23 protein-coding genes and 1 pseudogene are annotated in these 23,728 nt (G+C 69.3%); 13 read left to right on the top strand and 11 right to left on the bottom strand.

Translation table 11 applies throughout. The features are described 5' to 3' along the window. The first annotated feature begins 74 nt into the window (after positions 1–74). A complete protein-coding gene (locus IE226_RS04135; RefSeq protein ID WP_190079613.1) occupies positions 75–596 on the top strand; it encodes a hypothetical protein in 522 nt (173 codons plus the stop codon). Between the two features lie 82 nt (positions 597–678). Here the strand turns inward: IE226_RS04135 and IE226_RS04130 are convergent, their stop codons facing one another. After that, complete coding sequence (locus tag IE226_RS04130) at positions 679–1,443, bottom strand: hypothetical protein (RefSeq protein ID WP_229870462.1); 765 nt, start codon at positions 1,441–1,443, stop codon at positions 679–681. 213 nt (positions 1,444–1,656) lie between these two features. Here IE226_RS04130 and IE226_RS04125 point away from each other — a divergent pair, with 213 nt between their 5' ends. Next, complete coding sequence (locus IE226_RS04125; RefSeq protein ID WP_190079611.1) at positions 1,657–2,238, top strand: DUF6328 family protein; 582 nt, start codon at positions 1,657–1,659, stop codon at positions 2,236–2,238. 79 nt (positions 2,239–2,317) lie between these two features. Here the strand turns inward: IE226_RS04125 and IE226_RS04120 are convergent, their stop codons facing one another. After that, on the bottom strand, positions 2,318–3,169 hold the full coding sequence (locus IE226_RS04120; protein ID WP_190079610.1) for an SDR family oxidoreductase: 852 nt from the start codon (positions 3,167–3,169) through the stop codon (positions 2,318–2,320). 2 nt (positions 3,170–3,171) lie between these two features. Beyond that, positions 3,172–5,706 (bottom strand): ATP-dependent Clp protease ATP-binding subunit, encoded by a 2,535-nt coding sequence (locus IE226_RS04115; protein ID WP_190079609.1) that lies wholly within the window; start codon positions 5,704–5,706, stop codon positions 3,172–3,174. A 434-nt stretch (positions 5,707–6,140) separates the two neighbouring features. Between IE226_RS04115 and IE226_RS04110 the strand changes: the two are divergent. The 3 genes and pseudogenes from IE226_RS04110 to IE226_RS04100 all read left to right on the top strand — a co-directional run. Continuing rightward, a pseudogene (locus tag IE226_RS04110) lies at positions 6,141–6,413 on the top strand (hypothetical protein); the annotation flags it as partial. A gap of 29 nt (positions 6,414–6,442) precedes the next feature. Continuing rightward, complete coding sequence (locus IE226_RS04105; RefSeq protein WP_190079608.1) at positions 6,443–6,835, top strand: hypothetical protein; 393 nt, start codon at positions 6,443–6,445, stop codon at positions 6,833–6,835. 41 nt (positions 6,836–6,876) lie between these two features. Next, positions 6,877–8,706, top strand: a complete 1,830-nt coding sequence (locus tag IE226_RS04100; protein WP_190079607.1) for a thiamine pyrophosphate-requiring protein — start codon at positions 6,877–6,879, stop codon at positions 8,704–8,706. A gap of 103 nt (positions 8,707–8,809) precedes the next feature. On the opposite strand, the gene IE226_RS04095 is transcribed toward IE226_RS04100, so the two are convergent. Further along, on the bottom strand, positions 8,810–9,223 hold the full coding sequence (locus tag IE226_RS04095; protein ID WP_190079606.1) for an SRPBCC family protein: 414 nt from the start codon (positions 9,221–9,223) through the stop codon (positions 8,810–8,812). A gap of 346 nt (positions 9,224–9,569) precedes the next feature. Between IE226_RS04095 and IE226_RS04090 the strand changes: the two genes are divergently transcribed. After that, on the top strand, positions 9,570–9,836 hold the full coding sequence (locus IE226_RS04090; protein ID WP_190079605.1) for a DUF5133 domain-containing protein: 267 nt from the start codon (positions 9,570–9,572) through the stop codon (positions 9,834–9,836). A 183-nt stretch (positions 9,837–10,019) separates the two neighbouring features. Here IE226_RS04090 and IE226_RS04085 read toward each other — a convergent pair whose 3' ends face one another. Then, positions 10,020–10,544 carry a DoxX family protein gene (locus IE226_RS04085; protein WP_373306872.1) on the bottom strand — a complete coding sequence of 175 codons (525 nt, stop codon included), beginning with the start codon at positions 10,542–10,544 and terminating at the stop codon, positions 10,020–10,022. 257 nt (positions 10,545–10,801) lie between these two features. Between IE226_RS04085 and IE226_RS04080 the strand changes: the two genes are divergently transcribed. Together IE226_RS04080 and IE226_RS04075 are read left to right on the top strand one after the other, a co-directional pair. Then, on the top strand, positions 10,802–11,917 hold the full coding sequence (locus IE226_RS04080; protein WP_190079603.1) for an acetate/propionate family kinase: 1,116 nt from the start codon (positions 10,802–10,804) through the stop codon (positions 11,915–11,917). Positions 11,918–12,200: 283 nt separating this feature from the next. Further along, positions 12,201–12,863: a phosphoribosyltransferase gene (locus IE226_RS04075; protein WP_190079602.1), complete on the top strand. Its 663-nt coding sequence runs from the start codon at positions 12,201–12,203 to the stop codon at positions 12,861–12,863. A 396-nt stretch (positions 12,864–13,259) separates the two neighbouring features. Here IE226_RS04075 and IE226_RS04070 read toward each other — a convergent pair whose 3' ends face one another. Further along, positions 13,260–13,667: a four-helix bundle copper-binding protein gene (locus tag IE226_RS04070; RefSeq protein ID WP_190079601.1), complete on the bottom strand. Its 408-nt coding sequence runs from the start codon at positions 13,665–13,667 to the stop codon at positions 13,260–13,262. Positions 13,668–14,184: 517 nt separating this feature from the next. Between IE226_RS04070 and IE226_RS04065 the strand changes: the two genes are divergently transcribed. From IE226_RS04065 to IE226_RS04055, 3 genes are all read left to right on the top strand, one after another. Next, positions 14,185–15,324, top strand: a complete 1,140-nt coding sequence (locus tag IE226_RS04065; RefSeq protein ID WP_190079600.1) for a baeRF2 domain-containing protein — start codon at positions 14,185–14,187, stop codon at positions 15,322–15,324. 41 nt (positions 15,325–15,365) lie between these two features. Next, a complete protein-coding gene (locus tag IE226_RS04060) occupies positions 15,366–15,773 on the top strand; it encodes a DUF2795 domain-containing protein (protein WP_190079599.1) in 408 nt (135 codons plus the stop codon). Positions 15,774–16,068: 295 nt separating this feature from the next. Beyond that, positions 16,069–16,302 (top strand): hypothetical protein, encoded by a 234-nt coding sequence (locus IE226_RS04055; protein WP_190079598.1) that lies wholly within the window; start codon positions 16,069–16,071, stop codon positions 16,300–16,302. A 177-nt stretch (positions 16,303–16,479) separates the two neighbouring features. Here IE226_RS04055 and IE226_RS04050 read toward each other — a convergent pair whose 3' ends face one another. Continuing rightward, entirely contained in the window at positions 16,480–17,595 is a 1,116-nt protein-coding gene (locus IE226_RS04050; protein ID WP_190079597.1) for an amidinotransferase, read from the bottom strand. A 215-nt stretch (positions 17,596–17,810) separates the two neighbouring features. Between IE226_RS04050 and IE226_RS04045 the strand changes: the two genes are divergently transcribed. Further along, a complete protein-coding gene (locus IE226_RS04045) occupies positions 17,811–18,167 on the top strand; it encodes an ANTAR domain-containing protein (RefSeq protein ID WP_229870459.1) in 357 nt (118 codons plus the stop codon). A 233-nt stretch (positions 18,168–18,400) separates the two neighbouring features. Next, the gene (locus IE226_RS04040) at positions 18,401–19,096 is read left to right on the top strand and encodes a UdgX family uracil-DNA binding protein (RefSeq protein ID WP_190079596.1); all 696 of its coding nucleotides are present in this window, start codon (positions 18,401–18,403) and stop codon (positions 19,094–19,096) included. 58 nt (positions 19,097–19,154) lie between these two features. Here IE226_RS04040 and IE226_RS04035 read toward each other — a convergent pair whose 3' ends face one another. The 4 genes from IE226_RS04035 to IE226_RS04020 form a co-directional block, all read right to left on the bottom strand. Further along, positions 19,155–20,408, bottom strand: a complete 1,254-nt coding sequence (locus IE226_RS04035) for an MFS transporter (RefSeq protein ID WP_190079595.1) — start codon at positions 20,406–20,408, stop codon at positions 19,155–19,157. Positions 20,409–20,637: 229 nt separating this feature from the next. Continuing rightward, on the bottom strand, positions 20,638–21,633 hold the full coding sequence (locus IE226_RS04030; RefSeq protein WP_268251274.1) for a sigma-70 family RNA polymerase sigma factor: 996 nt from the start codon (positions 21,631–21,633) through the stop codon (positions 20,638–20,640). A gap of 13 nt (positions 21,634–21,646) precedes the next feature. Further along, complete coding sequence (locus tag IE226_RS04025) at positions 21,647–22,390, bottom strand: SDR family oxidoreductase (RefSeq protein WP_190079593.1); 744 nt, start codon at positions 22,388–22,390, stop codon at positions 21,647–21,649. 157 nt (positions 22,391–22,547) lie between these two features. Beyond that, positions 22,548–23,597: a hypothetical protein gene (locus IE226_RS04020; protein ID WP_190079592.1), complete on the bottom strand. Its 1,050-nt coding sequence runs from the start codon at positions 23,595–23,597 to the stop codon at positions 22,548–22,550. Positions 23,598–23,728: the final 131 nt, after the last annotated feature.

Below are 23,728 nucleotides of genomic sequence, written 5' to 3'. Positions count from 1 at the left end.
GGAGGCCACGCGGTTGGCGGCCTCCCCCGTCGTTCGTGGGTCGGTGTCGCTCCCGGCAGGTTCATACTGCCGATATGGACACGGACCCCTCGGACAGCCCGTACGCGATAAACGACGCCGCCCAGACGGAGAGACCGGAGCAACCGCTACGGGCAGCCGGGGCAGCGACGCCCGCCCTCCGGCAACGCTCGTACGAACAGATCGACCGGGCCAACGATTTACTGGCGGCAAGCCTGGCACGTCTGAACCGCGGCCAGGCGCGACGTCACCGCTCGGACGGCGCTCACCAGCGCGAACAGGACGCCACCAGCCGGGAACCGGAGGCCTCCGGCACATGGCGGGCGATGCAGGCCCCGCCCCTGCTCGACATCATGCAGGGCCGGGCCAACCGGCTTCGGGAGCAGGCCGCTGCGGCGGCCCACGCGCTGGCCAGAGCCGAGGACACTCTGGCCCACGAGCATGAACGCCGGCACCGGGCGCAGCAGGCCGCCGATCACCGAGAGCACGCCGTACAGGCCCGCACGGCGGCCGGCGCACTGCACGCCATCGGCAAGCCGCCACGGGACGTCACCGGCACCGCGCCTCTTCCCGGCTGACGGCGCTGCGGGCGGCTGTTCAAGCGGTCCGGTCAGTAACCGCTGCCTGATTGACGTCCGACGCCGTTGTCCGAGTCTCTGGTCAGGACTCGACCTCGAATTCGAGTTCGTCGTAGCGGCGCTCCGCGATCTGCTCCCGGGACCCCGAGACGAGGGTGATGCAGTCCCCGCCGAAGACCGCGCTCTCCGGGATGGACACGAACAGTACGTTGCCGCGGTCTTCCAACGGGTCGTGCCAGGCAGGGGAGAAACCGCCGAGCTGAATGCCGTGGCCCCAGCGCACGGCGAGAACGGTCCCCATCTCATCTATCAGGTTGTCCACAAGGCGGGCTCGCTCGGCGTCCCCTTCGGCATAGTCGACCGCTTCCGCCACATGCGACCGGTGCAGGCGGCCGGGCATGGTGGTTCCGGGTACCGCGTAGAGCGGGAACGACTCGTGAGACTTCAGGGCGTCCGGCTCCGCCTCCCGAGGGTGGCGTTCGACGGTTTCGGCCCCCGGCGGCAGGTGGAAGAGGAAGCCTTCGTCCTGGTCCGTGATTTCGGCGAGGATCACCACATGGCCTTCGGCGGGAAAGTCGATGTCGAGGACGCCGGTGGGTATGGCGGCGCAGTCGATGGTCATCACGTGCGGCACGTACGCGGGCACGACCACATCCGTTGGCAGATGGGCGGGCCCGCCTGCCCGAGCGGCCGGGCGGGCGCCTTTGCGCAACTCTTCCGGCAGTTGCTCGTAGGGGCAGAGGTAGACGCAGGGGCGCAGGAGGCGGACGAACGCCTCGGTCACCGGCTCGGGTACGCCAAGAGCCCGCCCGGCATCGCGGACGGTTTCACGTGCGGTTACAGTCATGAACATCACCGTGCCATGCCCCACTGACACCACGGAGCCGGCTGTCGTCACGGGTGGGCCTCCAGCAGCGTTCGCACAACGCGTGGGCGGTGTACGGCAGTTCTCCGGTGTCGAGGCGGGGGCCCGCACGGCCTGTATAACTTGCGCAGCCCGCACGGCCTGCATAAATCGAGCAGCGTGGGGCATCCGGGTTCTCTGGCAAAGGAGGAGATCATGTCCACGACGGAGCGACCGGTCGAGTTCGCCGACGAAACCCCGATCTGCCACGGATGCCAGGACGGCGACGCCACGGAGCGCTCCCTCGAACCGCCCGAGCCGCCCGAGCACGCACGTCAACGAGTCAATCGGCGCTGGAACGAGATCCTTCAGGAGACCCGGGTCGCCCAGACCGGGGTACAGATCCTTTTCGGGTTCCTGCTCAGTGTCGCCTTCACTCCCCTCTTCCGGGACTTGGACACGTTCGACCGGGTCATTTATGTGATCACGGTCGTCCTCGGCGCGTCTGCGACGGGTTCGCTGATAGCACCTGTCTCCATTCACCGCTTCCTGTCCGGTCAGCGCATGAAGGACGAAGTGGTCGAGGCCGCAGGCCGTTTGATGATCTTCGGCATGGTGCTGCTCGCGCTGACCATCGGTTGCACGCTGCTGCTGATCCTGCGTCTGGTGGTTCCCGGCGTGCTGGCCGAAGTGCTCGTCGGCGCGGTCATGCTCTGGTTCGGATTCTGCTGGTACGTACTGCCGATGCGCCTGCGCCGCCGCGCCGCCCTGCGCCGTTCCGGCAAGATCGAGGCGTGACATCCCGGCAGTGCTCTTCGCCCGCCGACGACGGCCCGTCGGGTGCCGGTCGTAGCGGGCTCGGTGATTGGGCCGGTGCTTACGGGCGCCGCCACTCCTGGCTTTGCAGGTGGGAGCCTGCCTGTGGCCCCATGCGCACCATGCCGCCGTCCACGACCCAGGAAGCGCCCGTCACGTACGAGCTTTCGGGTCCTGCGAGGAAGGCGATGACCGAGGCGATCTCACGGGCGTCGCCGGGGCGGCCGAGCGGGATGCCGGGGCGATCTGTCTTGTGTACGTCCGTGTCCTCCTGCCCGGTCATCGGCGTGGCGATCTCGCCGGGTGCGACGGAGTTGACGGTGATGTCGTGCTCCGCGAGTTCCAGGGCCATCACCTGGGTGAGCAGCCCGAGGCCGCCCTTGGCGGCGCAGTACGGAGCGGCGCCCACCCGGGGCTGATGCTCGTGTACGGAGGTCACGTTGACGATGCGACCACCGTCACCCTGACGGATCATGCGGCGTGCGGCGTGCTGGCCGCACACGAACGGTCCGACGAGGTCGACGTCGAGCACCCGCCGCACATCGTCGAGGTCCAGGTCCAAAAACGGGGTCGCGGTGCCCGTCCCGGCGTTGTTGACCAGGACATCGATCCTGCCGAGGCGCTCGGCGAGCTCGTCGATCACCTTCGCCGCGTCGGGCGGTTCGGTCAGGTCCATCCGGGCGATCGCCGCGCGCCGGCCGTGGCGGCGCACTTCGGCGGCGGTACTTTCGGCGCCCTTCTGATCGCGGTGCCACGTGATGCCGATGTCCATGCCGGCAGCGGCGAGGCGGACGGCTGTGGCCCGGCCGATGCCGGAATCCGCGCCGGTGACGACGGCCACCTTGTCGGTGGCGCCGGGGGAGTGGGCGACGGGGGTCGTCTCGCGCGGCGCCTCGTGTGCGGGTTCTGGCATCGTCAGGCCTCCGGTGACGTCGGTTCTCGGACCGGGCGGATGGACAACGCTTCGCCGTCGACGTCCACCAGGACACGGTCGCCGGCGGTCAGTTGCCCGTCCAGGAGCAGGCGCGAGAGTCGGTTGTCCACCTCCCGCTGGATGGTGCGGCGCAGCGGACGGGCGCCGTACTCGGGCTGGTGACCCCGCTGTGCGAGCCAGTCCACCGCCGCGGGGGCGAACTCGATGGTGATGTCCTGTGCCTTCAGCCGGCGCCGGGTCTCCTCGAGGAGCAGATCGGTGACCTGCCGCAACTGCTCGCCGCTGAGCCGCCGGAAGATGACGATCTCGTCGATGCGGTTGAGGAACTCCGGCCGGAAGTGCTCGCGCAGCGGCCGCAGCACCTGCTCGCGCCGGGCCTCCTCGTCGGAGTCGGTGCCGTCCGCCCGGAAGCCGAGTGCCGCGCCCCGTCCCGTGATCGCCTCGGAGCCGAGGTTGCTGGTCATCACGATGACGGCGTTGGTGAAGTTCACCGTCCGGCCCTGGGCGTCGGTCAGCCGGCCGTCGTCAAGGACCTGCAAAAGGATGTTGAAGACGTCGGGGTGGGCCTTTTCCACCTCGTCGAGCAGCAGCAGCGAGTACGGGTGGCGTCGTACGGCCTCGGTGAGCTGGCCCGCCTCGTCGTGGCCCACGTATCCGGGCGGTGCTCCGACCAGGCGGCTGACCGTGTGCCGTTCCTGGAACTCGCTCATGTCGAGCCGGACCATGCGCTCCTCGCTGCCGAACAGCGCCTCCGCCAGGGCCCGCGCGAGCTCCGTCTTGCCCACGCCGGTGGGTCCGAGGAAGAGGAAACTGCCGATGGGCCGATCGGGGCTGGAGAGGCCGGAGCGTGAGCGGAGCACCGCCTCGGCGACGGCGCTGACGGCCTCCTCCTGACCGACGACGCGCTCGTGAAGGTGCTGTTCCAGGCCGAGCAGGCGCTGCTTCTCCTCCTGGGTCAGGGTGCTGACGGGGATGCCCGTCTGGCGCGACACCACCTCGGCGATGTCGTCGGGAGCCACCTCCACGATCTGCCCGTCACCCGGCTCGCGAGTCCGTCCGGACTCGATCTTGCGGGCCAACTCGCCGATACGGTCGCGGAGTTCGGTGGCGCGTTCGTAGTTCTCCGCAGCCACGGCCTGATCCTTGTCGCGGACCGACTGCTCCATCTCCCGTTCCAGGGCCCGTACGTCGGTGCCCTTCGTGCGCGAGCGCAGGCGGACCCGCGCACCCGCCTGGTCCATGAGATCGATGGCCTTGTCCGGCAGGAACCGCTCGGTGAGATAGCGGTCGGACAGTTCGACGGCGGCGAGCAGGGCCTCGTCGGAGTAGCGCACCTGGTGGTGCGCCTCGTAGCGGTCGCGAAGGCCGCGCAGGATCTCCACCGCGTCGGCGGCCGTCGGCTCCGCTACGAGGATGGGCTGGAAGCGGCGGGCCAGGGCGGCGTCCTTCTCGATGTACCGCCGGTACTCCTCCAGGGTGGTCGCCCCGATCACGTGCAGTTCGCCCCTGGCGAGCGCGGGTTTGAGCATGTTGCCCGCGTCCATCGAGCCGCCTTCGGAACCGCCGCCGCCTGCTCCGACCACCGTGTGCAGTTCGTCGATGAAGACGACCAACTCGTCGGAGTGCGCACGCACCTCGTCGATGATGCCGTTCAGCCGCTCCTCGAAGTCGCCGCGGTAGCGCGTGCCGGCCACGACGCCCGACAGGTCGAGCGCGATGACACGGCGGTCGGCGAGCGTCTCCGGCACGTCGCCGTCCGCGATCCGCTGGGCGAGGCCTTCCACCACGGCGGTCTTGCCGACGCCCGCGTCGCCGATGAGGACCGGGTTGTTCTTGCCCCGCCGCGAGAGCACCTCGATGGTCTGCTCGATCTCCTCGTCGCGGCCGATGACGGGGTCCACCCGGCCTTCTCCGGCCAGTGCGGTCAGGTCCCGGCCGTATTTGTCGAGCGTGGGCGTGGCGCCGCCCGCGCCCTGCTGCCGTTGTTCGGCGGCGCCGGGCTGTCCCTGCGGTGCTTGTGGCGCGGGGCCCGGATCGAAGCGCGCCGCGTTGAGGATGTGGCCGGCCGCGCTGTCGGGATTGGCGGCGAGCGCCATGACGATGTGCTCGGGGCCGATGTACCCGGCGCCGAGAGCCCGCGCCACCTCGTGCGCGTCGAGCAGCGCCCGTTTCACGGCGGGCGTGAGCGCTACCGCCTGCGGGGGCTCTACGTTCTCGACCTCCCCGGCATGCCGGTCGATCTCGGCGGCGACGGTGTCGGGGTCGGTCCCCGACTGCTCGATCAGATTCCGCGTCGGCTTGAGTGTCAGGGCCGCTCGCAGCAGGTGCTCGGTGTCGAGGTTGCTCTTGCCGTGTTCAGCGGCGTACGAGGCTGCCGTGGCCACCAGCTGGCGTGCGGGCCCGCTCATCAGTCTGCCGATGTCGATCTGCCGTCGGCCGCTGCCGAAGAACCGTGCGAAGAGATCCTCGAAGGGATCCTGCCCGAGTCCTTCGGGCCCCGTGAAACCGCTGCTCATGGCTGTCCATTCCGACGCCCCGGCCGTTCGGGGCGCGCTCGTGCGTGGTCGTGTGATGGGTGGTCTGCCGGGCCTCCGTACGGCGGCTCCACCGTCGTGGTCCGCGTGCGGTGGCCACGGCCTGTTCACTGTCCTGGTCGCTCGTGACCACCTCGTGCTCGTGCGTGCGGAGTGCCGCGTTCCGCCCTCTGATCATCGCGCGTCGGTGCTCGGGGTGCCCGCGAAGCGGAGCGTCAAACGCGCCGTCGCCCCGTCGGCCGGTGCCGGGGGCAGAGCCGGACGATCTGGATGTTTTCCCGGCTGTCCGGGCGGATACCCGGCGTGCGGACGGAGGCCCGACCGGCAGCGAGTCGACGCTGATGGAGCAGCGGGGCGCGGGCGTTTCACGCTGGACTCCGGTTGTCGGACCCCGCGGCAAGGGAGTGAATGAAGTCATGAGAACGGCGCCAGGCCCCGGCACGGGTGCGGGAGGCACAAGAGTGAACGACGCGTCCCCCGACACCGCCGGTCTGGAGCGTGCGCTGCGGAAGCGGGCCGACGGCGAGGTGCGCTTCGACGCGGGCAGCCGTGGCGCGTACGCCGCGGACGGTTCCGACTACCGGCAGGTGCCGATCGGGGTAGTCGTACCCCGTTCGGTCGATGCCGGTGCGCAGGCCGTCGGTGTCCGCGTCCGCTTCGGCGCGCCCGACCTGTCCCGCGGCGGCGGCCCGTACAGACCCACTGCCCCCAGCACGCCGTGACGAAGGACGACGCGGACCGGGAGCCGTTGCGCCGTGCGGGCATCGAGGCCGGTGAGCCGGCCGGGGAACTCGGGGTCCTGCCCGGGGTACGCGAGGCCGCGCCGAACACGTTGGTGATCGCGGACGGTTTCAGTTGCCGGACCCGGAGCCGGACCCGGACCCGGACCCGGATCGAGCAAGGCGGGACAGGCCGCCGGGCGATGCACCTGGCAGCAGCGTCGGCCCTCGGCCTGGACGGCCCGCTCCCGGCCCCCTGTCCGGAGAAGGCCGGCTCCCGCCCCGCCGCCCCATCCCCGGGCCCCCCGCAGGGGCGCCGCCCCTTCGGCGCCGCCATCGGCGCGTCAGCGGCTGCCGGCGCGACCGCTCTGGCCGTCCAGCACCGCAGCTGAGGGCCCTCCACCCGCCCCACCCCTAGAGAAAGGCCGATCCTGTGTCCACGAAAGTCTCCGACTACATCCTCCAGCGCCTGCGCGAGTGGGAGGTGGAGCGGGTCTTCGCCTACGCCGGAGACGGCATCAACGGTCTGCTCGCCGCCTGGGAGCGAGCGGACAACAAGCCGCAGTTCATCCAGTCCAGGCACGAGGAGATGTCAGCCTTCGAGGCGGTCGGATACGCCAAGTTCTCCGGCAAGGTCGGTGTGTGCGCGGCGACCTCGGGGCCGGGCGCGATCCACCTCCTGAACGGCCTGTACGACGCGAAGCTCGACCACGTGCCGGTGGTCGCGATCGTCGGGCAGACCAACCGCACCGCCATGGGCGGCTCCTATCAGCAGGAAGTCGACCTGTTGAGCCTCTACAAGGACGTCGCCTCCGACTTCTGCGAAATGGTGACGGTCCCCGAGCAACTCCCCAACGCCATCGACCGGGCGATGCGCACCGCGTACGCGCGCCGGACGGTGACCGCGATCATCGTCCCCGCCGACGTGCAGGAGTTGGACTACTCCCCGCCGACCCACGCGTTCAAGATGGTGCCTTCCAGCCTGGGCATGGCCTCCTACGCACCCGTCCCCGCCGCTGCGGAGATCACCAAGGCCGCCGAAGTGCTGAACGCCGGGGAGAAGGTGGCCATCCTCATCGGCCAAGGCGCGCGGGGAGCCCGTGCCGAGGTGGAGGCGATCGCCGAGCAACTGGGTGCCGGGGTCGCCAAGGCGCTGCTGGGGAAGGACGCGCTGCCCGACGATCTGCCGTACGTGACCGGATCGATCGGCCTGCTGGGCACCCGTCCTTCCTACGAACTCATGCAGGGCTGCGACACGCTGCTCGTCATCGGCTCCAGCTTCCCGTACAGCCAGTTCCTGCCCGATCTCGACCAGGCCCGGGCCGTACAGATCGACATCGATCCGCACATGATCGGGCTGCGCTATCCCTTCGAGGTCAACCTGGTGGGCGACGCCAAGGAGACACTCAAGGCGCTGCTGCCGCAGTTGCGGAAGAAGAAGCACGGCTCCTGGCGGAAGAAGATCGAAAAGGATACGGCGCGCTGGTGGGAGGTCATGGAACGGCGGGCCGCCGTGGAGGCCGACCCCATCAACCCCGAGTACGTGGTCCACGCGCTCGACGCCCTGCTGCCCAACGACGTGATCCTCGCCGCCGACTCGGGCTCCGCCGCGAACTGGTACGCCCGGCATCTGCGCATGCGCGGCACGATGCGCGGCTCCCTCTCGGGCACCCTGGCCACCATGGGGCCCGGCGTTCCCTACGTGATCGGCGCGAAGTTCGCCCACTCGGAGCGCCCCGCCATCGCCCTCGTGGGTGATGGCGCCATGCAGATGAACGGGATGGCCGAGCTCATCACCATCGCCAAGTACTGGCCCGAGTGGCAGGATCCGCGGCTCGTCGTGGCGGTGCTCAACAACCAGGACCTCAACCAGGTCACGTGGGAGATGCGGGCGATGTCCGGAGCCCCGCAGTTCCTGCCCTCGCAAGCGCTGCCCGACGTGCCGTACGCCGACTTCGCCCGCTCCATCGGGCTCGACGGGGTGCGCGTGGAGAAGCCGGGCGACGTGGAGGCCGCCTGGCACCGGGCGCTCGGCTCGGACCGTCCCTTCGTGATCGACTTCCGCACCGACCCGGCGGTGCCGCCGATTCCCCCGCACGCCAGCCTTGACCAGATCGAGGCCGCCGCGTCGGCCATCGTCAAGGGCGACAGCGACCGTGTCGGCATGATCCGGCAGGGGTTCAAGGCCAAGGTGCAGGAAATGCTGCCGGGGCGCGGGCCGGGCGGCGACTCCGGAGCCCGTGGGGGAGCGGACGAAAAGTAGATCCAGGCGCCCGCTCCAGTGCGGATCCCGCGCTGGAGGGTGTGGACATGGCGTGGCCGTTCGTACCGTCCCCGGCGGGGTTCGCGGGGAGAGCAGCGATCACTCAGCCCGCCGCGTTGTCGACGCGCAGCCGTACCTGTTCCTCAAGGCGCTGCAGGCTCCGGTCGAGGGCGGTGTGCACGGCTTGTTCGCCAGGGTCATGCGCCCCCTCGAAGAACGACAGGTGCACCGTGACCTCGCTCGTGCCCTCGTCCAGACCGGCGACCTGGAGCCAGCCCGTGTAGTCGCCTTGCTCGCGCGTGCCCCACTCGAGCCGCAACTGCTCGGGCCGGGCGCGCAGCAGGGCGGACACGTCCTGTTCGGTCCGGTCCTCATGCACGCTCACCGCGGGCGGATCCCCGGCATCCACGTGCAGGTTCTGCGGCAGCCAGGCGTCCATCTGATCGACCTCGGCAGCCTGATCGAAAACGTGCTCCGGCAGAGCGGGCATCGTGCGTGAACGTTCGTACTCAGTCATCAGGTCACCTTCCCGGCTTTTACTGACATACGAGACAACGCATGCCCGGCCCGGCAGAAGTGAATCTGCGACGCCACAAGACAACCCGTTCGCCGGGCGAGGCGACCTCGCCCGGTGGCCGAAGGGCGTCGAGTGGCGTGAGACGCCGTTTGGTGGGCAAACTGATTTCGAGGTCAGGAAGCCGGCCATGTCACTGAGCCCTGCTTCCGCGGAGCGAGTGTTGTCCTTCCTCGACTACCGTCCTGACCCGTCTCCCATCGGCGCTGCCGAGAACGGCTGCCGTCGGCTGCTGTGCGGCAGCCGATCATCCCTGTGTGCTTGCCCTTCGAGAGGTAAGGAGACCGCCGTGCTGATGGCTCACCCGTCCGTACTGCGCGAACTGATGGAACAGTACGAGGAGCTGAGGGCGCTGCATGGGCGCAGCGGGAGTGCAGAGGCCCGTCAGAGGATGGACGACCTCGCTTACACCCTGTGCGTCTGCACCGGCACCCGTGAGGTCGGGTCGGCGCTCGACGCGGCCCGGATGCGGCTGAGCACGATCGGCGGGGGGCCGCCCACAGCAGCGCCGGCCCGCGCGACGGAATCCACCGGCGCGGTCCTTCCCGCATCCTGACGGTCGGCCAAGCTGCGACAGGGTCCGCGCCCACGTACGCGAAGCAGCAGATCCCCACGTTTCCGCCTGGGCATCGCGTTGCCCGTGACGTGGACGCTGCTCGCAGGCGTACGAGGCCCGGCGCCGGGGCGTGCGCCGAGCCCCTGCGCGCGATACGCGATGGGCGCGGGTGGCGAGCGAGGCTCAGAACTGCCGCGCGACTGTCTGCTGTGCGCTCTTGGACATCGACCGGAGGGACCCGGCCGCGTCGGTCAGCGTGCTCGACGCCTCGCGCCGGGCATGTCGGGCACTCCGGCGGCCCGCGACCGCGGCGGCCTGGGTCCGGTAGGCGAGGGAGGGCTTGCCGTGCGCGTCGGCCGCCGCGATGAGCAACCCGCCGAGCAGCGAGAGGTTCTTGAGGAACTGCGTACGCTGAGCCGCCCGCTGCTCCTTGTCCTCCTCCTTCCACCAGGCATGACCGGCGAGGGTCGTCGGCACCAGCGAACCGGCCAGCGCCAGGGCGGCGAGGCGCGGAACGCGTCCGGTCGCCAGCATCAAGCCGGCTCCTACCTGGACCGCGCCGTTGACACGGACCAGCTGTTCCGGATCTTCGGTGAGCCGGGGGATCCGGAAGGCCAGCGGAACCGCAACCGGTTCGGCTGCGGGGGCCACGGGTTTGGGGTTTCGAAGAGTGCTCCATCCTCCGGTGAGGAAGACGGAAGCGAGCATGGGGCGGGCAAATTTCCTGAGAACGGCCATGCCTACCGGTCACCCACAATTCGCGAATTCAAACAGACGTTACGCCTGGAGTGTGAGGTCGAGGGCGAGGCCCGACCGACCCCTCCTTCGTCCGCCGGGCTCATACGGTGTCCGTCTTCGTTTCCTGCGGGACCGGGTCGGGTACCTCGGTGCCGCGGCATGCACGCCGGCCTCCCTGGACGCACTTCTCGGCCGCGTGCTCACGAAGACCGCGGGAAAGGATCAATGTGTGCGCCCAGAGCAACAGCCCGGTCCTGGTGGCAGACGCGGGCTCGTCGAGCCTGCGTCTGACCGTGTTCGATGCGAACGGCAAGATCCTCGCCGAACACCACAGCGACTCTCCGCCGGGCGACGACGCATCGGGCCCGTTGAGGAAGCTGCTGGACCAAGCGCCCGCCCCCACCGCCGTCGGTCATCGCATCGTCCACGGCGGACCGGATCTGTACGGCCACACCCTGGTCTACGCCGAGGTCCGCGCCGAGCTGGATCAGGTGGCCGATCTCGCGCCGCTGCACGTCCCGCCCGCCCTGACGGTTCTGGACGCGGCCCGCGAGCTGTTGCCCGACATCCCGCACGTCGCCTGCTTCGACACCGTCTTCCACGCTGATCTGCCGGCTGCCGCGCGCGAATACGCGGTGCCCGCCACCTGGCGCGAGGACTACGGCCTGCGCCGCTACGGCTTCCACGGGCTTTCCTACGCCTGGGCGCTCGGCCAGGCCGCCGGTCTGCTCGGCCGCCGTCCCGAACAGCTTCACCTGGTGATCGCCCATCTCGGCGGCGGCTGCTCCGCATGTGCGGTGCGCGACGGGTGCAGCGTCGACACGACGATGGGATTCACCCCACTGGAGGGGCTGGTGATGAGCCGTCGCAGCGGCAGCGTCGACCCCGGAGCCCTGACATGGCTGCAGACCCGGCACCACCTGTCTGCGGGGGACATGGAGAACGCGCTGAACCACGAGTCCGGGCTGCTCGCCCTGTCCGGCACGTCGGATGACACGCGGGACCTGGTACGCAGCCGAGCCGCGGGGGATGAGCGTGCCGCTCTGGCCCTGGAGGTCTTCACCCACCACTGCCGTCGTGGCATCGCCGAGATGGCCGCCTCGCTGGACCGGCTCGACGCAGTGGTCTTCACCGGTGAAATCGGTGAGGACCAGCCCGAGGTGCGCGTGGAGGTGTGCGCGCGCCTTGCCACGCTCGGCGTCACGGGCGATCTGCGGGCGCTGGTCGCCGAGCGCCCCGAGATCGTCAGCAAGCCCGGGGCGCGTGTCCCGGTCATCGTCGTACCCACCGGGGAGGCTCAACAGGTCGACAGAGAGACCCGAGCACTGTTGGCGCGCCGCTGAGAGCTGCGACGGACGCCCGAAGGCGGTGCGCTGGCACAGGCCGTCGTGGCCGCCGCCGACTGGTTCCGTGACCACTTGACCGACGGAGCAGACGATGAACACCTCAGCTGAGAGGGGACCTGGCCCAGGGGGATGTGACCGCCGTGAGGTTGGCCCATGGCGCGCGCGAGGCGGAGCGCGGTTACGTTGAAAAGCCAGAACAGGGAACGCGGAACAGGGAACGCGGAACCGGGGGCGGGATGACCCTTCGAACCCTCCGAGGGAGGAAGGCAGGCATCAGGTCATGCGATTGCAGAATCGCCGAGCAGCCGGCCGGGAACTCGGACTTCGGCTCGCGGAGCGGGCTGCCGAAAGTGAACTTGCGCATGCTGTCGTCCTCGCGCTGCCCCGCGGTGGCGTACCGGTGGCAGCCGAAGTGGCGCGCGCCCTCGGCGCACCACTGGACGTGCTCGTCGCGCGGAAGATCGGCCTCCCCGGACGTCCCGAGACCGGCATCGGCGCGATCGTGGGTGACGACCCGCCGCTCTTCGACCGACGGGCACTGGACATGGTCGACCTCAGCGAGGATCGCCTCGCCCTGGACGTGGTCCGTGAACGGCACGAACTGAAGCGCCGCGAACAGCTCTACCGCGGCGGTCGGCCCATGTGGGACGTCAAGGACCGCAATGTGATCGTCGTCGACGACGGGCTGGCCACGGGCGTCACCGCGCGCGCCGCTCTCCGCCATCTCCGGAGTCTGGAACCCGCCCGGCTGATCCTCGCAATCCCGGTCTGCGCTCCTGAGGCCGCGGCAGGTATGCGCGCGGAAGCTGACGACGTCGTCTGTCTTCAGCAGCCGCCTGATTTCGGGGCAGTGGGCTTTTGGTACGACGACTTCGAGCAAGTGACCGACGACGAGGTCATCGAAGCCCTGGACGAACACCGCGCCACGGCGCCCGAGACGTGACGGGCGCTGCGCTTGCGCCAATGACGCAACTCGTAGCGACCCCCGGACACCTGAACCGACAAACAAGCCCGACAAACAAGGAGGACCTGATCGTGACTGTCCCGCAGCCGCCCGGCAGGCCCGACCCGACGCGCCCTGACCCGGTGCCGCCGGCCCCGACGCCCCCCTCGCCGCCTCCGGGCCCGCAACCGGGCCCCGCCCCGTCCCCGGTGCCTCCGCCGGGCCCCGACCCCATACCTCCCACGCCTCCCGGTCCGAGCCCAGTGCCGCCGACGCGACCCGAGCCGCCCCGTCCGTAAGCGTGGGGATGCGCCGCAACGGGGATACCGAGGTCCTGGGTCGGCACGTCGTAATGCAGTGCGGCCAGTCGCGTGCCATTCGGACGCAGTGAACCGATCAGAGGGAAGCGATCAGGTCATTGCACGCCTGCTCGCAGCGGCGGCATGCCTCGGCACAGATACGGCAGTGATCGTGCTTCTCGGCGTGGCTCTTGCACTCGTCCCCGCAGGCTTTGCAGATGGCTGCGCACGCCTGCAGCATGGCCTTGGTGACCTTGGCGTCGTAGCCGGTGCGTCGGGAGAGCACCGCGGCGGTCGCGCTGCAGATGTCGGCGCAGTCCGCGTCGGTACGAATGCACTTGACCAGTTCGGCAGGCGCTTCCTCCGCGAGGCAGGCATCCGCGCACGCCGTGCATGCCTGGGCACAGATGATGCACTCTTCGATACAGGAGGAGAGTTTGTCGACCGCGACCTCGCTGAGGTCGGCAGGGTAGGCGTCGAGCATGTCCTTGACGGCAGTAGCCATGAGAGACCTCCGGTGTGCTGAGCGGTCCTTACCTGGATTGTTGCCGCTCGGCTGCCCCCGCGCCGGGCGGCATCAGTGAAACTCACGGAAATGGAAGCGAGGGCCTTGCATCCGTGCAGCCCGGCGGGCGAGGCGAGCAGATTGCGCGGTCCGGTCCATTCGACTGAAGCGCCGGAGCGGCTCGCCGGAGCTACTCCTGCCCTATCGCTTCACGATCTCAAATTTCATGGCGAGCGGTAGTTTGCGCTATTTGCACCAGGGGACTCGCGAAACAAGAGGTGATCGTCATGCCGGAACCCGGCAGCAAGAAGTACGACACCCGACGCGCGCGGATGTGCGACATCGCCGAGAACACCGACCTCTGCGACCAGGACGTGGTCGCGGCCCAAAGGGCGAACGCCCCGGAAACCAGCAGACCGACCGAACCGACCGAACCGACCGAACCGATCAACTGGCACCGACCGCCGAATCCGATTGCGGGCCGGCCTCGAAGGCCGGCCGGGAGGAGCGAGTCACCATGCGTCTTTCGTTTTTGCAACCACTCCTGGACAGGCCCGGCCCCTGGGCGACCGTGTACTTCGACCCCGGCCAGGCAGACGAGTCGGGCGCCAAGCGGCGTGAATTGTCCGTGCGGGAGATATGCCGGACCCTGGAAGAGGAGGGTGCGGACGAGCCGACCATCGCGGCGGTCCGCGACGGTCTGACAGGGCTCTCGCCCGCCGAGAACCCCGCGGGGCGCGTCCTTTTCGCCACCGGGGGTGAGGTAGTCCTCAGCCACCGTCTGTCGCGGCGGCCGCAGGGGGAAATCGCCTCTTGGTCGGCTCTGCCGCGGCTGACGCCGCTGCTGGAGTTGTGCGGCCAGGACCCGGTGAGTCTCGTCGCCTACATCGACCGCACCGGCGCCGACTTCGAGTTGCGGGCCGACTCCGGGCCGGAGGAATCCGGGCACGTGGAGGGACGGCAGTGGCCGGTGCATCGCACCACCACCTCCGACTGGTCGGAGCGGCACTTCCAGCTCAAGGTCGAGAACACCTGGGAGCACAATGCCGCAGAGATCGCCGAAAAGCTGACGGCGGCCTACGAAGGGTCGAACGCCGATCTCATCGTCTTGGTGGGCGACCCCCGCGAGAGGCCGGCGGTACGCGACAAGCTGCCGGAGGCGGTTCGCGCCGTGACGGTCGAGACGGAACACGGCGGACGCGCGGCCGGTTCCGGGTCCGCGGCCCTCGAAGAGGCCATCGAGAATGCCCGCCAGGAGCACCTGCACCGACGCATCGACGAGGCCCTCGATCGTTTCCGGGCAGGCCGTGTGGGCACCGACCGGCCGACCGACGCAGTGGAAGGTGTCCCCGCCGTGGTGGACGCAGCCCGCGAGCACCGCATCGACACCCTGCTGGTGTGGCCCGACGGGCCCGACCTCCATCGCGAGATGTGGGCGGGCACCGACCCGGACCAGGTGGCAGTGCGACGGACTGACGCCGACGCCCTCGGCGACGGTGACCCCGTCTCCGTACGCGCTGATGACGCGCTGCTGCGCTCCGCGGCGGCCACGTCCGCCGACGTCCTGATCATCCCGTCCGAGGAGGCGCGTGACGACGTCCCGGCGGGAGGACTTGGCGCCCTCCTGCGCTGGACGTACGAGCCGAGTGCGACCTGAGAGCCAGGACCGGAACCGTGTGAACTGGGAGGTGCGTTGCCGTGGACAGAGGCAGCAACCAGGTGAGCCCGCGTGAGGACGACGAAAGAAAGCACGAGCTCGAGGGCTATCTGCGCTCCGGTCAGCACACGCACGTCGAGGAGGCGAACGACCCCGAGCCGCCGGCGGACGACGACATCGTCCCGGACGCGGGCGGCCCCGTGCCGCCGCCGGGCGAGGACCGCGAACGGGCGCGCTCGGCCGCCGAGGCCGACGCCCTGCGCCTGGAGCTGAGCCGGCACCTCGAGCACAGCACGTTTCCGGCAGACCGGCAGTCGCTGCTGTCGACGCTGGAAGCGCACCAGGCGCCGGAACAGGCCCTCGAAGCAGTCCGGAAGTTGCCTGACGGAAAGACGTACGGCGACGTCACACGAGCTGTACGCGCTCTCGGCGGCGCACCGTCGGGTTGAGACAACACACCCCAAGTCGAGCCAGGCCGCCGGAATCTCCCCGCAAGGGTCGGGATTCCGGCGGCCTGGTCGGCTGATCCGCTGGACCGCCCGGAACCCGCGTCAGCCACCCTGCAGGTCCTGCGAGAAGGCGTGGCGCAAAGGGGAGGGGCCGATGCGGGGAAGCAGCCCGTCCGGGAGTACGCCGAAACCCGCTGGGTACTCGGCGATCGCTTCGTGCTCTGCCTGGCGGGCAATGGGCGACGTGCCCCCTGCTCGCCCGGAGCGTCCGACCCGAGACAAGGAGGCCTGAGCGATGACCAGCAATGCCGAAACCGGAAGTGCCACAGGCACCCGGGACAAGGACTACAACCTCATCTGGTACGTCGAGTCGTGCCTGAACAACGCGCTGCGCCTGGAGTCCTACATCCAGGACGCGGAGCGTGAGAAGGACACCGAACTGGTCGAACTTTTCCGCAAGGCCCAGGCGGACAGCCGTAAAGGCGCCGAGTTCGGCAAGCGGCTGCTGCGCACCCGTTTGAACGACTGATCGCTCCGATAGCTCTGTGAGGCCGCCGGAGCGTGAGGGTTTGGCTTGGGTGGTGCAGGGAGACCGGGGGTTTGCGGGCCGGGAGGTCACGACGCCCTGGGAGGTGGAAGGATCTCCCGGCTCGACCAGGGGCCGGGCCTGGGCCCCGCCGCCGTTGTGCAGGTTCGAGGGCCGTTTTCAGACGTACGTTTCCAGGGTGCCGCGTCGCCGGATGTCGAGCGTCGCGCAGTGGAATGAACCGCCGAACGGCGCGTAATGCAGAAAGTCGCAGGGGATGGGCTCGAATCCCCACCCCTCGAGGGCGCGCAGCATCCCGGTGTGGTGTCGCTCCGCGATCACTCGCGTCTCGTCGACCATGAGCACGTTCATGCTGAGCCACTTGCCGCACATCGAGGTGAGCTTGAGCAGCCGGGCGTCGATCGGGTCGGGTTCGGGGGCGACGAGGACATCCCAGGAGTCCAGTACGTCGGGCAGGCGGTCGACGTCGATGTACTCGGGATTCACCAGCACCTTGCCCGGCGCGAGCGGCAGGAAGGTCGTGTCGATGTGCATGGGTGCGCGGCAGCGGCTTTCGATCTCGTGGATGCGGTAGCTGGGGCCGAGGTGACGCCTCAGCCAGTCGATGCCCATGCCGTTGGTGACATTGCTGCGGGTGACGAACAGATCGCGCCCCGCCCGCACGAAATCCGCCGCATCGAACACCGGCTCGAACTCGGTGAGGATGTAACGCATGGGCTCGTCGGCTCGGGGGACGGAGAAGTCCGCCTCGAACAAGTCGTCGGTGAGCTGGGGTCGCGGCGCCGCGGTCCAGCGCGCGCCGCGCCGGAAGTAGTCCTTCAGGAGAGTTCGATAGGAGTGGGTCTCGAAGTACCGGCAGGGCCAGGCCATCGGCGTCTCGATGATCTCGTCGCCGATAACGAGCATGCTGTCTCGCGGGCAAGCGTTGCAGAAGCCGTGCGACGTCCACTCGGGAGTGCCGAACGTTTCCTTGTGTTTGACCGCGTCGGGGCGCCTGACGGTGATTCCGAGAGATTGCAGGAGATCAACGAATTGCTCGAGTTCTTCCTGCGCGGGCTCGACCAGTCTGCTCGGATATTCGAAGCCGGCGGCGAGCCCCTGCAAACGGGCCGCCCAGGACGGAATGTTGCAAGTCACCACGGGGTGACTGGACGGGATCGTCGCGCCTTCGACGCGCCCGACGACGATCTCCTCCAGTAAGCCCCACTCATTGTGGGTGCTTACCGGAGAAGCCGGAGACGTCGGCGAAGTCGGTTCCACTGCGTTCTGGATCATCGCGGCCAGCCGTCCTCACTCATAGAAGTCGGGAACGCGCTTGCGGCTGACTTTACCCAGAGATGCGGCTGAGAGCCTCGCGTCTCTGGAGAGGCGATTGGAGAGGGGAGAGGGGCGACGCCTTTCGGAGGCCCGGCCGGGCAGGGGCTTGCCTGCACGAAGGTCATCCGAGATTCTGTGAAGTGTGAACCGTCCCCAGACCCCGGAGGGCTCGCGTGTCGACCGACGCCAACACCAGCGCCGCCAGCAGTTCCGCGCCCGCGGCCGGCGAGAACGACGCCGTGGCGGAGTTGCAGGGCGAGGTTGAGCAACTGCGGCAAGCGGTATGGGCCCACGCCACAGTGGATCAGGCCATCGGTGTGATCATCGCGCTCGGGCGACTGAGCCCGGATGCGGCGTGGGACGTCATTCGCAACGCTTCGATGCACACGAATACCAAGTTGCGTGACGTTGCGCAGCAGATCATCACGTTTGCAACAACGGGTGAGGTGTCCAAAGAATTTCGGCGCGAGATCAAGCGCCAAATGCAACGGGAACAGGAGTCGGCCGCCAGGACGACAGCCGAGCAATGACGGCTCGATGGTTGTTCTCCTTCACGCGCGTACGTGACCTCCATCTGGCCCAATCGCGAATCTTCGACGGCGTGCTCACGCGACCGCAACCTTCGCCGAACTCGCATTCTCGGCGGTTTGCGGGACATGAGGCGCTCGGGCACCGTTGACCTGAGAGGCCCTTCCGCGCGGCTCAAGGCGGACCGGGCCCGGGACATACGAAGGTGGTCCGACGCCTTACGGAGGGAGACGCTGTGCCCGTTTCGCGAGACAGGACAGCGGATGGCGCTCTCCCTTACGTTCCCGCACGCGGCGGGTTACCGGCCCTTCGTCGGGCGGCTGCCGACTGCCGCGGCTGTTCGTTGTACGCGGACGCCACACAGACCGTGTTCGGTGCCGGTCGCGCTCGCGCTCGCCTCATGCTGGTCGGGGAGCAGCCCGGCGACCAGGAGGACAAGGCGGGCGAGCCGTTCGTGGGCCCCGCCGGACATCTGCTCCGCAAAGTACTCGATGAGGTCGGCATTGATGAAGAAGAGGTCTACTTCACCAACGCCGTCAAACACTTCAAGTTCGCGCCCATTACCGAAGGCCGAAAGCGCCGAATCCACAAGGCGCCCAACCTGAGCGAACTCACGGCGTGCCGCCCCTGGCTCGACGCGGAGGTCCGGCGAGTCAACCCGGAACTGCTGGTCGCACTGGGGGCGACGGCCGGCAAGTCCCTGCTGGGTCGCTCCTTCAAGGTGACCGAGGCGCGGGGCACCCTGCTTCCCCTGGCGGCGGGGCGGGAGCTGCCCCTGAACGTCGAAGGGGCGGACAGTGCAGACAGTGACGGCCACCGCCACTGCCTCGCCACCGTGCACCCCTCGGCGGTACTTCGGGCGAAGGACAGGCATGAGGCGTACGCGGGCCTCGTGTCCGATCTGCGGGTGGCCGCTCGGTTTCTCGGCTGAGTTCGGCCGTTGCCGCGCGCGCAGCGGCCCCCGCGATCCGTGCCGAACACGCCACGTCCTAGCAGTCGGTGAGCGAGCGGCGCTTCCCGCTCTGCGGACTCTGGCGGCTGTTCGCTGAACTGTTCGTGGTCGGCCGGTGTCCGGCGAAAAGAACGGTGAGGGCGGCGGCTGCCATCACCACGGACATCGTGGTGAACCCGGCGGAGAAAGTGGCTACTTGGGCTGCCAGGCCCAGCATGAGGGACCCGATTCCGGTGCCCGCGTCGTAGCCGATGTTCCACGCGACGGACGTCGTGTGCCGGTTTTCCGCCCCCGCGAAGGTGAACGCCTGCACCAGCGTGAGGCTCTGCAAGCCCCCGTACGCCGCTCCCAGCAGAAGCAGCCCGGCCAGCAGTACGAGCACAGAAACGCCCCCTGAACCGACGGCCACGGCGCTCAGCGCCAGGCCCGCACACGCGGCGGAGACGAGGGTGACACTGATGGGCCGCAGTGCGATCCGGTCCGCCAGTGCTCCGCAGCCCCAGCGGGCCACCGCGGCGGTAGCGGTGAGGGTGAGCAGGCCCGTGGCGGCCACCGCCGGGGTGGCGGTGAACTGCGGGGCGAAGGTGAGTACGGCGCCGCCCGCCGCCGTGACCAGGAGCAGCACGGTGAGCGGAAGCAGGATGCGCCGGAGCACCGTGACCGCGGGGTCGGAGCGCCGGGCATGGCCGTCTTGTGGCGCTGGACCGGCGACGCGGGCCTCGACCGCGCGGCCGAGCGGCCGTGTCCACGGCAGTGCAAGGACGGGGAGTATGCCGCAGGCGATGATCGCGGGGAGAGCGAACGTGCCCACCAGCCGCGGGGCCGCGGGGGTGAGGATGACCTGGGGGATGGCGACGGCCAGGCCGTAGAGGCCGATGGCTGCGCCTTGGCGTCCGCTCGGGGCGAGGGCGGCTGCGGCGATGGATCCGCAGACGGTGATGATGCCGAAGCCCGCGCCTCGCAGGGCGGTGGTCAGCAGGATCGGCAACAGCTGGTCGCTGAGCGCTTGCAGAAGGGCGGGCAGGCCGAGCAGGAGGGTGCCCAGGACCAGAGTGCGGGTCCATCCGAGTGTGCGCAGGGCCCTCTTGACGCACAGCTGGGCCCCGACGGTCGCGGCCATGAGGACGGCGGTGACGAGGCCGGCGCCGAACTCGTCGGCTCCGCCGTTGACGGCCCAGGCCGGGGAGACGGGCAGCAGGAGTGCGAATCCGGAGAAGCAGAACAGCACCACGGTGAGCAGGTGCGGTATGCCGGGGGCCCGTATGACGGAATGTTGCTCGCTTTCAGACATGAATCTCGGTTCATCCTTGGTCTTCGATGCCGTTGGTGGGGCGGGGCGGCGTGATCAGGAGGCAGGTTTCGCCGCCGTGGCCACCATAGGTGTGGGGGAAGTGGCCGCTGAAGGCAGCCGATTGCGCCGCTGGTCCGGGGGCCGGGGCTTCCTGCGGGCATGGCGGGGAGCGGCGCCAAGTTCTATCCCCGTCACACCACCATTCGGGCCGCCCCTCGGCGGCAGTGAGTCAGACCGCGATCGTCGACGTGAGCCCGAACGTCGGTACAAGACCCGGGTCGTTGAACGCCGTGATGCGGGCGATCCGCGCCCCGCTCAGGGTCAGGACCTGGACGCCGTGCGCCTCGAATCGGCCCTCGCCCGCTCTGTGATAGGCGACAAGGGCAGGCTGGCCGTTGGCGCGGGCGGGCACCAGATGCCACCGCTCCCCGCGCAGCACCCTGCGGGCAAGAAAGCCGACGACGGCCGGTCGGCCGGTGAACCACGTGGGCGTAGGCGGCATCTCCATCTCGACGTCAGCGCGCAGCAGGCGCACCAGCGCGTCGGCGTCGGCTCGCGTGAACGCCTCGACGTAGCCGTCCAGGATGGTCCGCACGGTTTCCTCGTCCGGCTCGGTCAGAGCGTCGGGGGCTGGTGCCACTTGGTCCAGGCGGGCCCGGGCGCGGCGAAGTGCGCTGTCGACGGCCGCGGTTGTGGTGTCCAGCATGTCGGCGACCTCGGCCGTGCGGAAAACCAGTACGTCGCGCAACGTCAGTACGGCCCTCTGCCGGGCCGACAGCACCTGCAGAGCGGCGATGAAGGCGAGCCGCACCCCGCTCCGGCGGACCGCGACGGCCTCCGGGTCGTCATGGCCGACCAGTGCGTCCGGGAGAGGCTGGAGCCACGCCACCGACGGTTCGCGAGCCGCCAGGGCCACCCGGTGGTCGTCCGAGGGCGCGCCAAGGCCGGAGGGGAGCGGCCGCCGGGAGCGGGTCTCCAACGCCGTCAGACAGGCCATGGTGGCGATCTTGTACAGCCAGCGTCGCACCGAGGAACGGCCCTCGAACCGGTCGAATCCTCGCCACGCTCGCAGGTAGGTTTCCTGTACGAGGTCTTCGGCGTCGTGTATCGAGCCGAGCATCCGATAGCAGTGCGCGAGCAGTTCCGTCCTGAACGGCTCGACCTGGGCGGCGAATTCGGCGTCCGAGGGCATGTCGGCCTTTCTTCGGTTCGGGGTGGCATCCACGCTAGGCAGCCGCTCAGCCGACCGGGAGCAGTCCGCCGCCGCCGACTCGGTATTCCGCGGCGCTGTCGGAGTCGTGTGCGACCTCCAAGACTGCTTTGGCCAGCTGTTCGGAGGTGAGGAGCGGCTGTTCCTGGCCCTCGATGAAGGTCTGCCGGTCCACGCCTTGGCGCGCGGCGTAGCCGCCGATCGCTGCTGAACCGACGCCTCCGGCCGGTGTCATGTTGGGCAGTAGCGCGTGGAAGCGGATGTTCAGGCCGGCCCGCAGCGCCTCGTCTGCCGCGTACCCGCGGATGTAGCGGATGGCCGCCTTGGCGCTGGCGTAGCCGCCGCTGAGCGGGGATCCGCCCAGGGCGGCTCCGCTGGACATCGAGACGACGACGCTGCCCGGCGACAGTGGCTCGCGCAGCGCTGCCCGCGTCCAGGCGAAGACGTGCTGTGTGTCGGACTGCCAGTTGCGGCTGAAGGTTTCCCAGGTCTGCTCGTGCACAGGCGCCATGTGCGGCGTGGCCCCGGCGTTGAGGACGAGCAGCCCGGGACGGTATCGGCGGATTACGTCATGGGCGAGCGTTTCGCCGGTGGCGTCGGCGGCGAGGGGTGTGAAGTCCGCGCCGAGTGCGTCGCGTACGGCGTCAAGCTCCCGGGCGTCACGGGCGATGCCGACGACGCGGGTGCCCGTCGCGACGAGCGCGGCGGCGATCGCGCGCCCGAAGCCGCGTCCGGCGCCGGTGATGACAGCGGTGTGGGAGGGAGAGGGCATGGGAAGCTCCGCAACGGTGGTCGGGTTCGGTCGCTGTCAAGACCAGCCGACGGAGGAAAAACCGTCGCCGCACGCAAGAAAGATTGGGCGCGGCTTTTCACCATCCGCTGTGTCCGCAGGGGCGATACCGCCCGTTATCCGTAAGGCAGGGTCGTGTTCAGATACGGAAGATGTGTACGACGTGCCGGGTGTCGGCCAGCGTGTGCGGGGCCAGCGCGTGGTACGCCCACACATGGACCCAGGCGTTGCCGGTCCTCAGGGTGAGTACCGACTTCATCATTCCCGGGGCGAAGTAAGTCAGGATCACAAAGGCCGCCGACAGCAGTGCCTCGTCGGCGGAACCGAGCAGCGTCCATGCGTCCCAGAGGTGGAAGGCGGCGTAGGCCAAACCGCCCAGGACGACGGTCGCGGCTGTCGAGCCGGTGAGGCGGAGTATGCGCGGCAGCAGGATCGCGTAGATGAAGACCATGGCCGGGAGGACCGCGCCTGCGAGGTAGAGCACGAAAGCCAGGGGCAGCCCCAGAAGCAGTTGGCGTCCGGCGAGGTCGAGGATGTCGGGTCGGAGCACCAGGAACTGGACCGCCGACTCGACCAGGAGAACGACGGTGATCAGGACGGCATCGGCCGTGCGGCCGGAGGAGCGCAGGCAGAGCTGTTCGGATGTGTAGCGGCGACGGAAGTACATCAGCGGTATCAGGGCGTAGACGACCAGGTTGTAAACCGCCCAGGTGACAGCCTCGGCCGCCGCGACGTGCTCGTGCGTTCCGTACAGCGTGCCGGCGAGGTGGAAGCCGAACGGGTGCCAGCCCAGTGAGCGGGCGAGGACGTATCCGAGCGCGAGACCGGCGGCTCCGTAAGCCAGCAACAGGAGGGTCTCGCGCAGAGCTTGTGCGCGCTCGGGGGCGCGGGCCGCGACGTCCGGGCGCCGACGGTGGCGGGTGAGCAACCAGACGAGTGCCATGAGGAGCAGGACTTCGGCGAGAGCGATGTTGGCGTCCACTAGGCGCTCGGTGGTTGTCCGCCCTGTGATCGAGGGCCAGTTGAAGGGCAACCGGTCCCCGGTTACGGCCAGGACGAGGGCATTGATCGCCAGCCAGCCGGCGGCAGCGGCCCATACGGCCCATATGGATCGCGAGCGCGGCAGGCGGATGCGGCGAGCGCGGCGCGGCTTCGGGTGGGTGGAGCGGGAGGAGCGGGTGAGCTGCATGGGAGCCTCCGCATTTTAAGTAGCACGACCGTGCCACAAAGAATGTAGCACGGCCGTGCTATAAAAAATCCATGCCTAAAGTCATCGACCCCGAACTCCGCCGCAGGGAGCTCGCGGAAGCGGTCTGGCGC

Origin of the sequence: Streptomyces longisporoflavus (genome assembly GCF_014649775.1) — a bacterium.
Lineage (GTDB): Bacteria > Actinomycetota > Actinomycetes > Streptomycetales > Streptomycetaceae > Streptomyces > Streptomyces longisporoflavus.
Note: the sequence above shows the minus strand (reverse complement) of the source record. Positions and strands in the feature narration are given on the sequence as shown.

Coding starts and splice junctions, on each gene's coding strand:
- IE226_RS04055 (WP_190079598.1), top strand. CDS start 16,069: ATGACCAGCAATGCCGAAACCGGAAGTGCCACAGGCACCCGGGACAAG.
- IE226_RS04035 (WP_190079595.1), bottom strand. CDS start 20,408: ATGTCTGAAAGCGAGCAACATTCCGTCATACGGGCCCCCGGCATACCG.
- IE226_RS04085 (WP_373306872.1), bottom strand. CDS start 10,544: ATGCTCGCTTCCGTCTTCCTCACCGGAGGATGGAGCACTCTTCGAAAC.
- IE226_RS04095 (WP_190079606.1), bottom strand. CDS start 9,223: ATGACTGAGTACGAACGTTCACGCACGATGCCCGCTCTGCCGGAGCAC.
- IE226_RS04125 (WP_190079611.1), top strand. CDS start 1,657: ATGTCCACGACGGAGCGACCGGTCGAGTTCGCCGACGAAACCCCGATC.
- IE226_RS04025 (WP_190079593.1), bottom strand. CDS start 22,390: ATGCCCTCTCCCTCCCACACCGCTGTCATCACCGGCGCCGGACGCGGC.
- IE226_RS04115 (WP_190079609.1), bottom strand. CDS start 5,706: ATGAGCAGCGGTTTCACGGGGCCCGAAGGACTCGGGCAGGATCCCTTC.
- IE226_RS04020 (WP_190079592.1), bottom strand. CDS start 23,597: ATGCAGCTCACCCGCTCCTCCCGCTCCACCCACCCGAAGCCGCGCCGC.
- IE226_RS04050 (WP_190079597.1), bottom strand. CDS start 17,595: ATGATCCAGAACGCAGTGGAACCGACTTCGCCGACGTCTCCGGCTTCT.
- IE226_RS04065 (WP_190079600.1), top strand. CDS start 14,185: ATGCGTCTTTCGTTTTTGCAACCACTCCTGGACAGGCCCGGCCCCTGG.
- IE226_RS04070 (WP_190079601.1), bottom strand. CDS start 13,667: ATGGCTACTGCCGTCAAGGACATGCTCGACGCCTACCCTGCCGACCTC.
- IE226_RS04075 (WP_190079602.1), top strand. CDS start 12,201: ATGCGATTGCAGAATCGCCGAGCAGCCGGCCGGGAACTCGGACTTCGG.
- IE226_RS04135 (WP_190079613.1), top strand. CDS start 75: ATGGACACGGACCCCTCGGACAGCCCGTACGCGATAAACGACGCCGCC.
- IE226_RS04120 (WP_190079610.1), bottom strand. CDS start 3,169: ATGCCAGAACCCGCACACGAGGCGCCGCGCGAGACGACCCCCGTCGCC.
- IE226_RS04130 (WP_229870462.1), bottom strand. CDS start 1,443: ATGACTGTAACCGCACGTGAAACCGTCCGCGATGCCGGGCGGGCTCTT.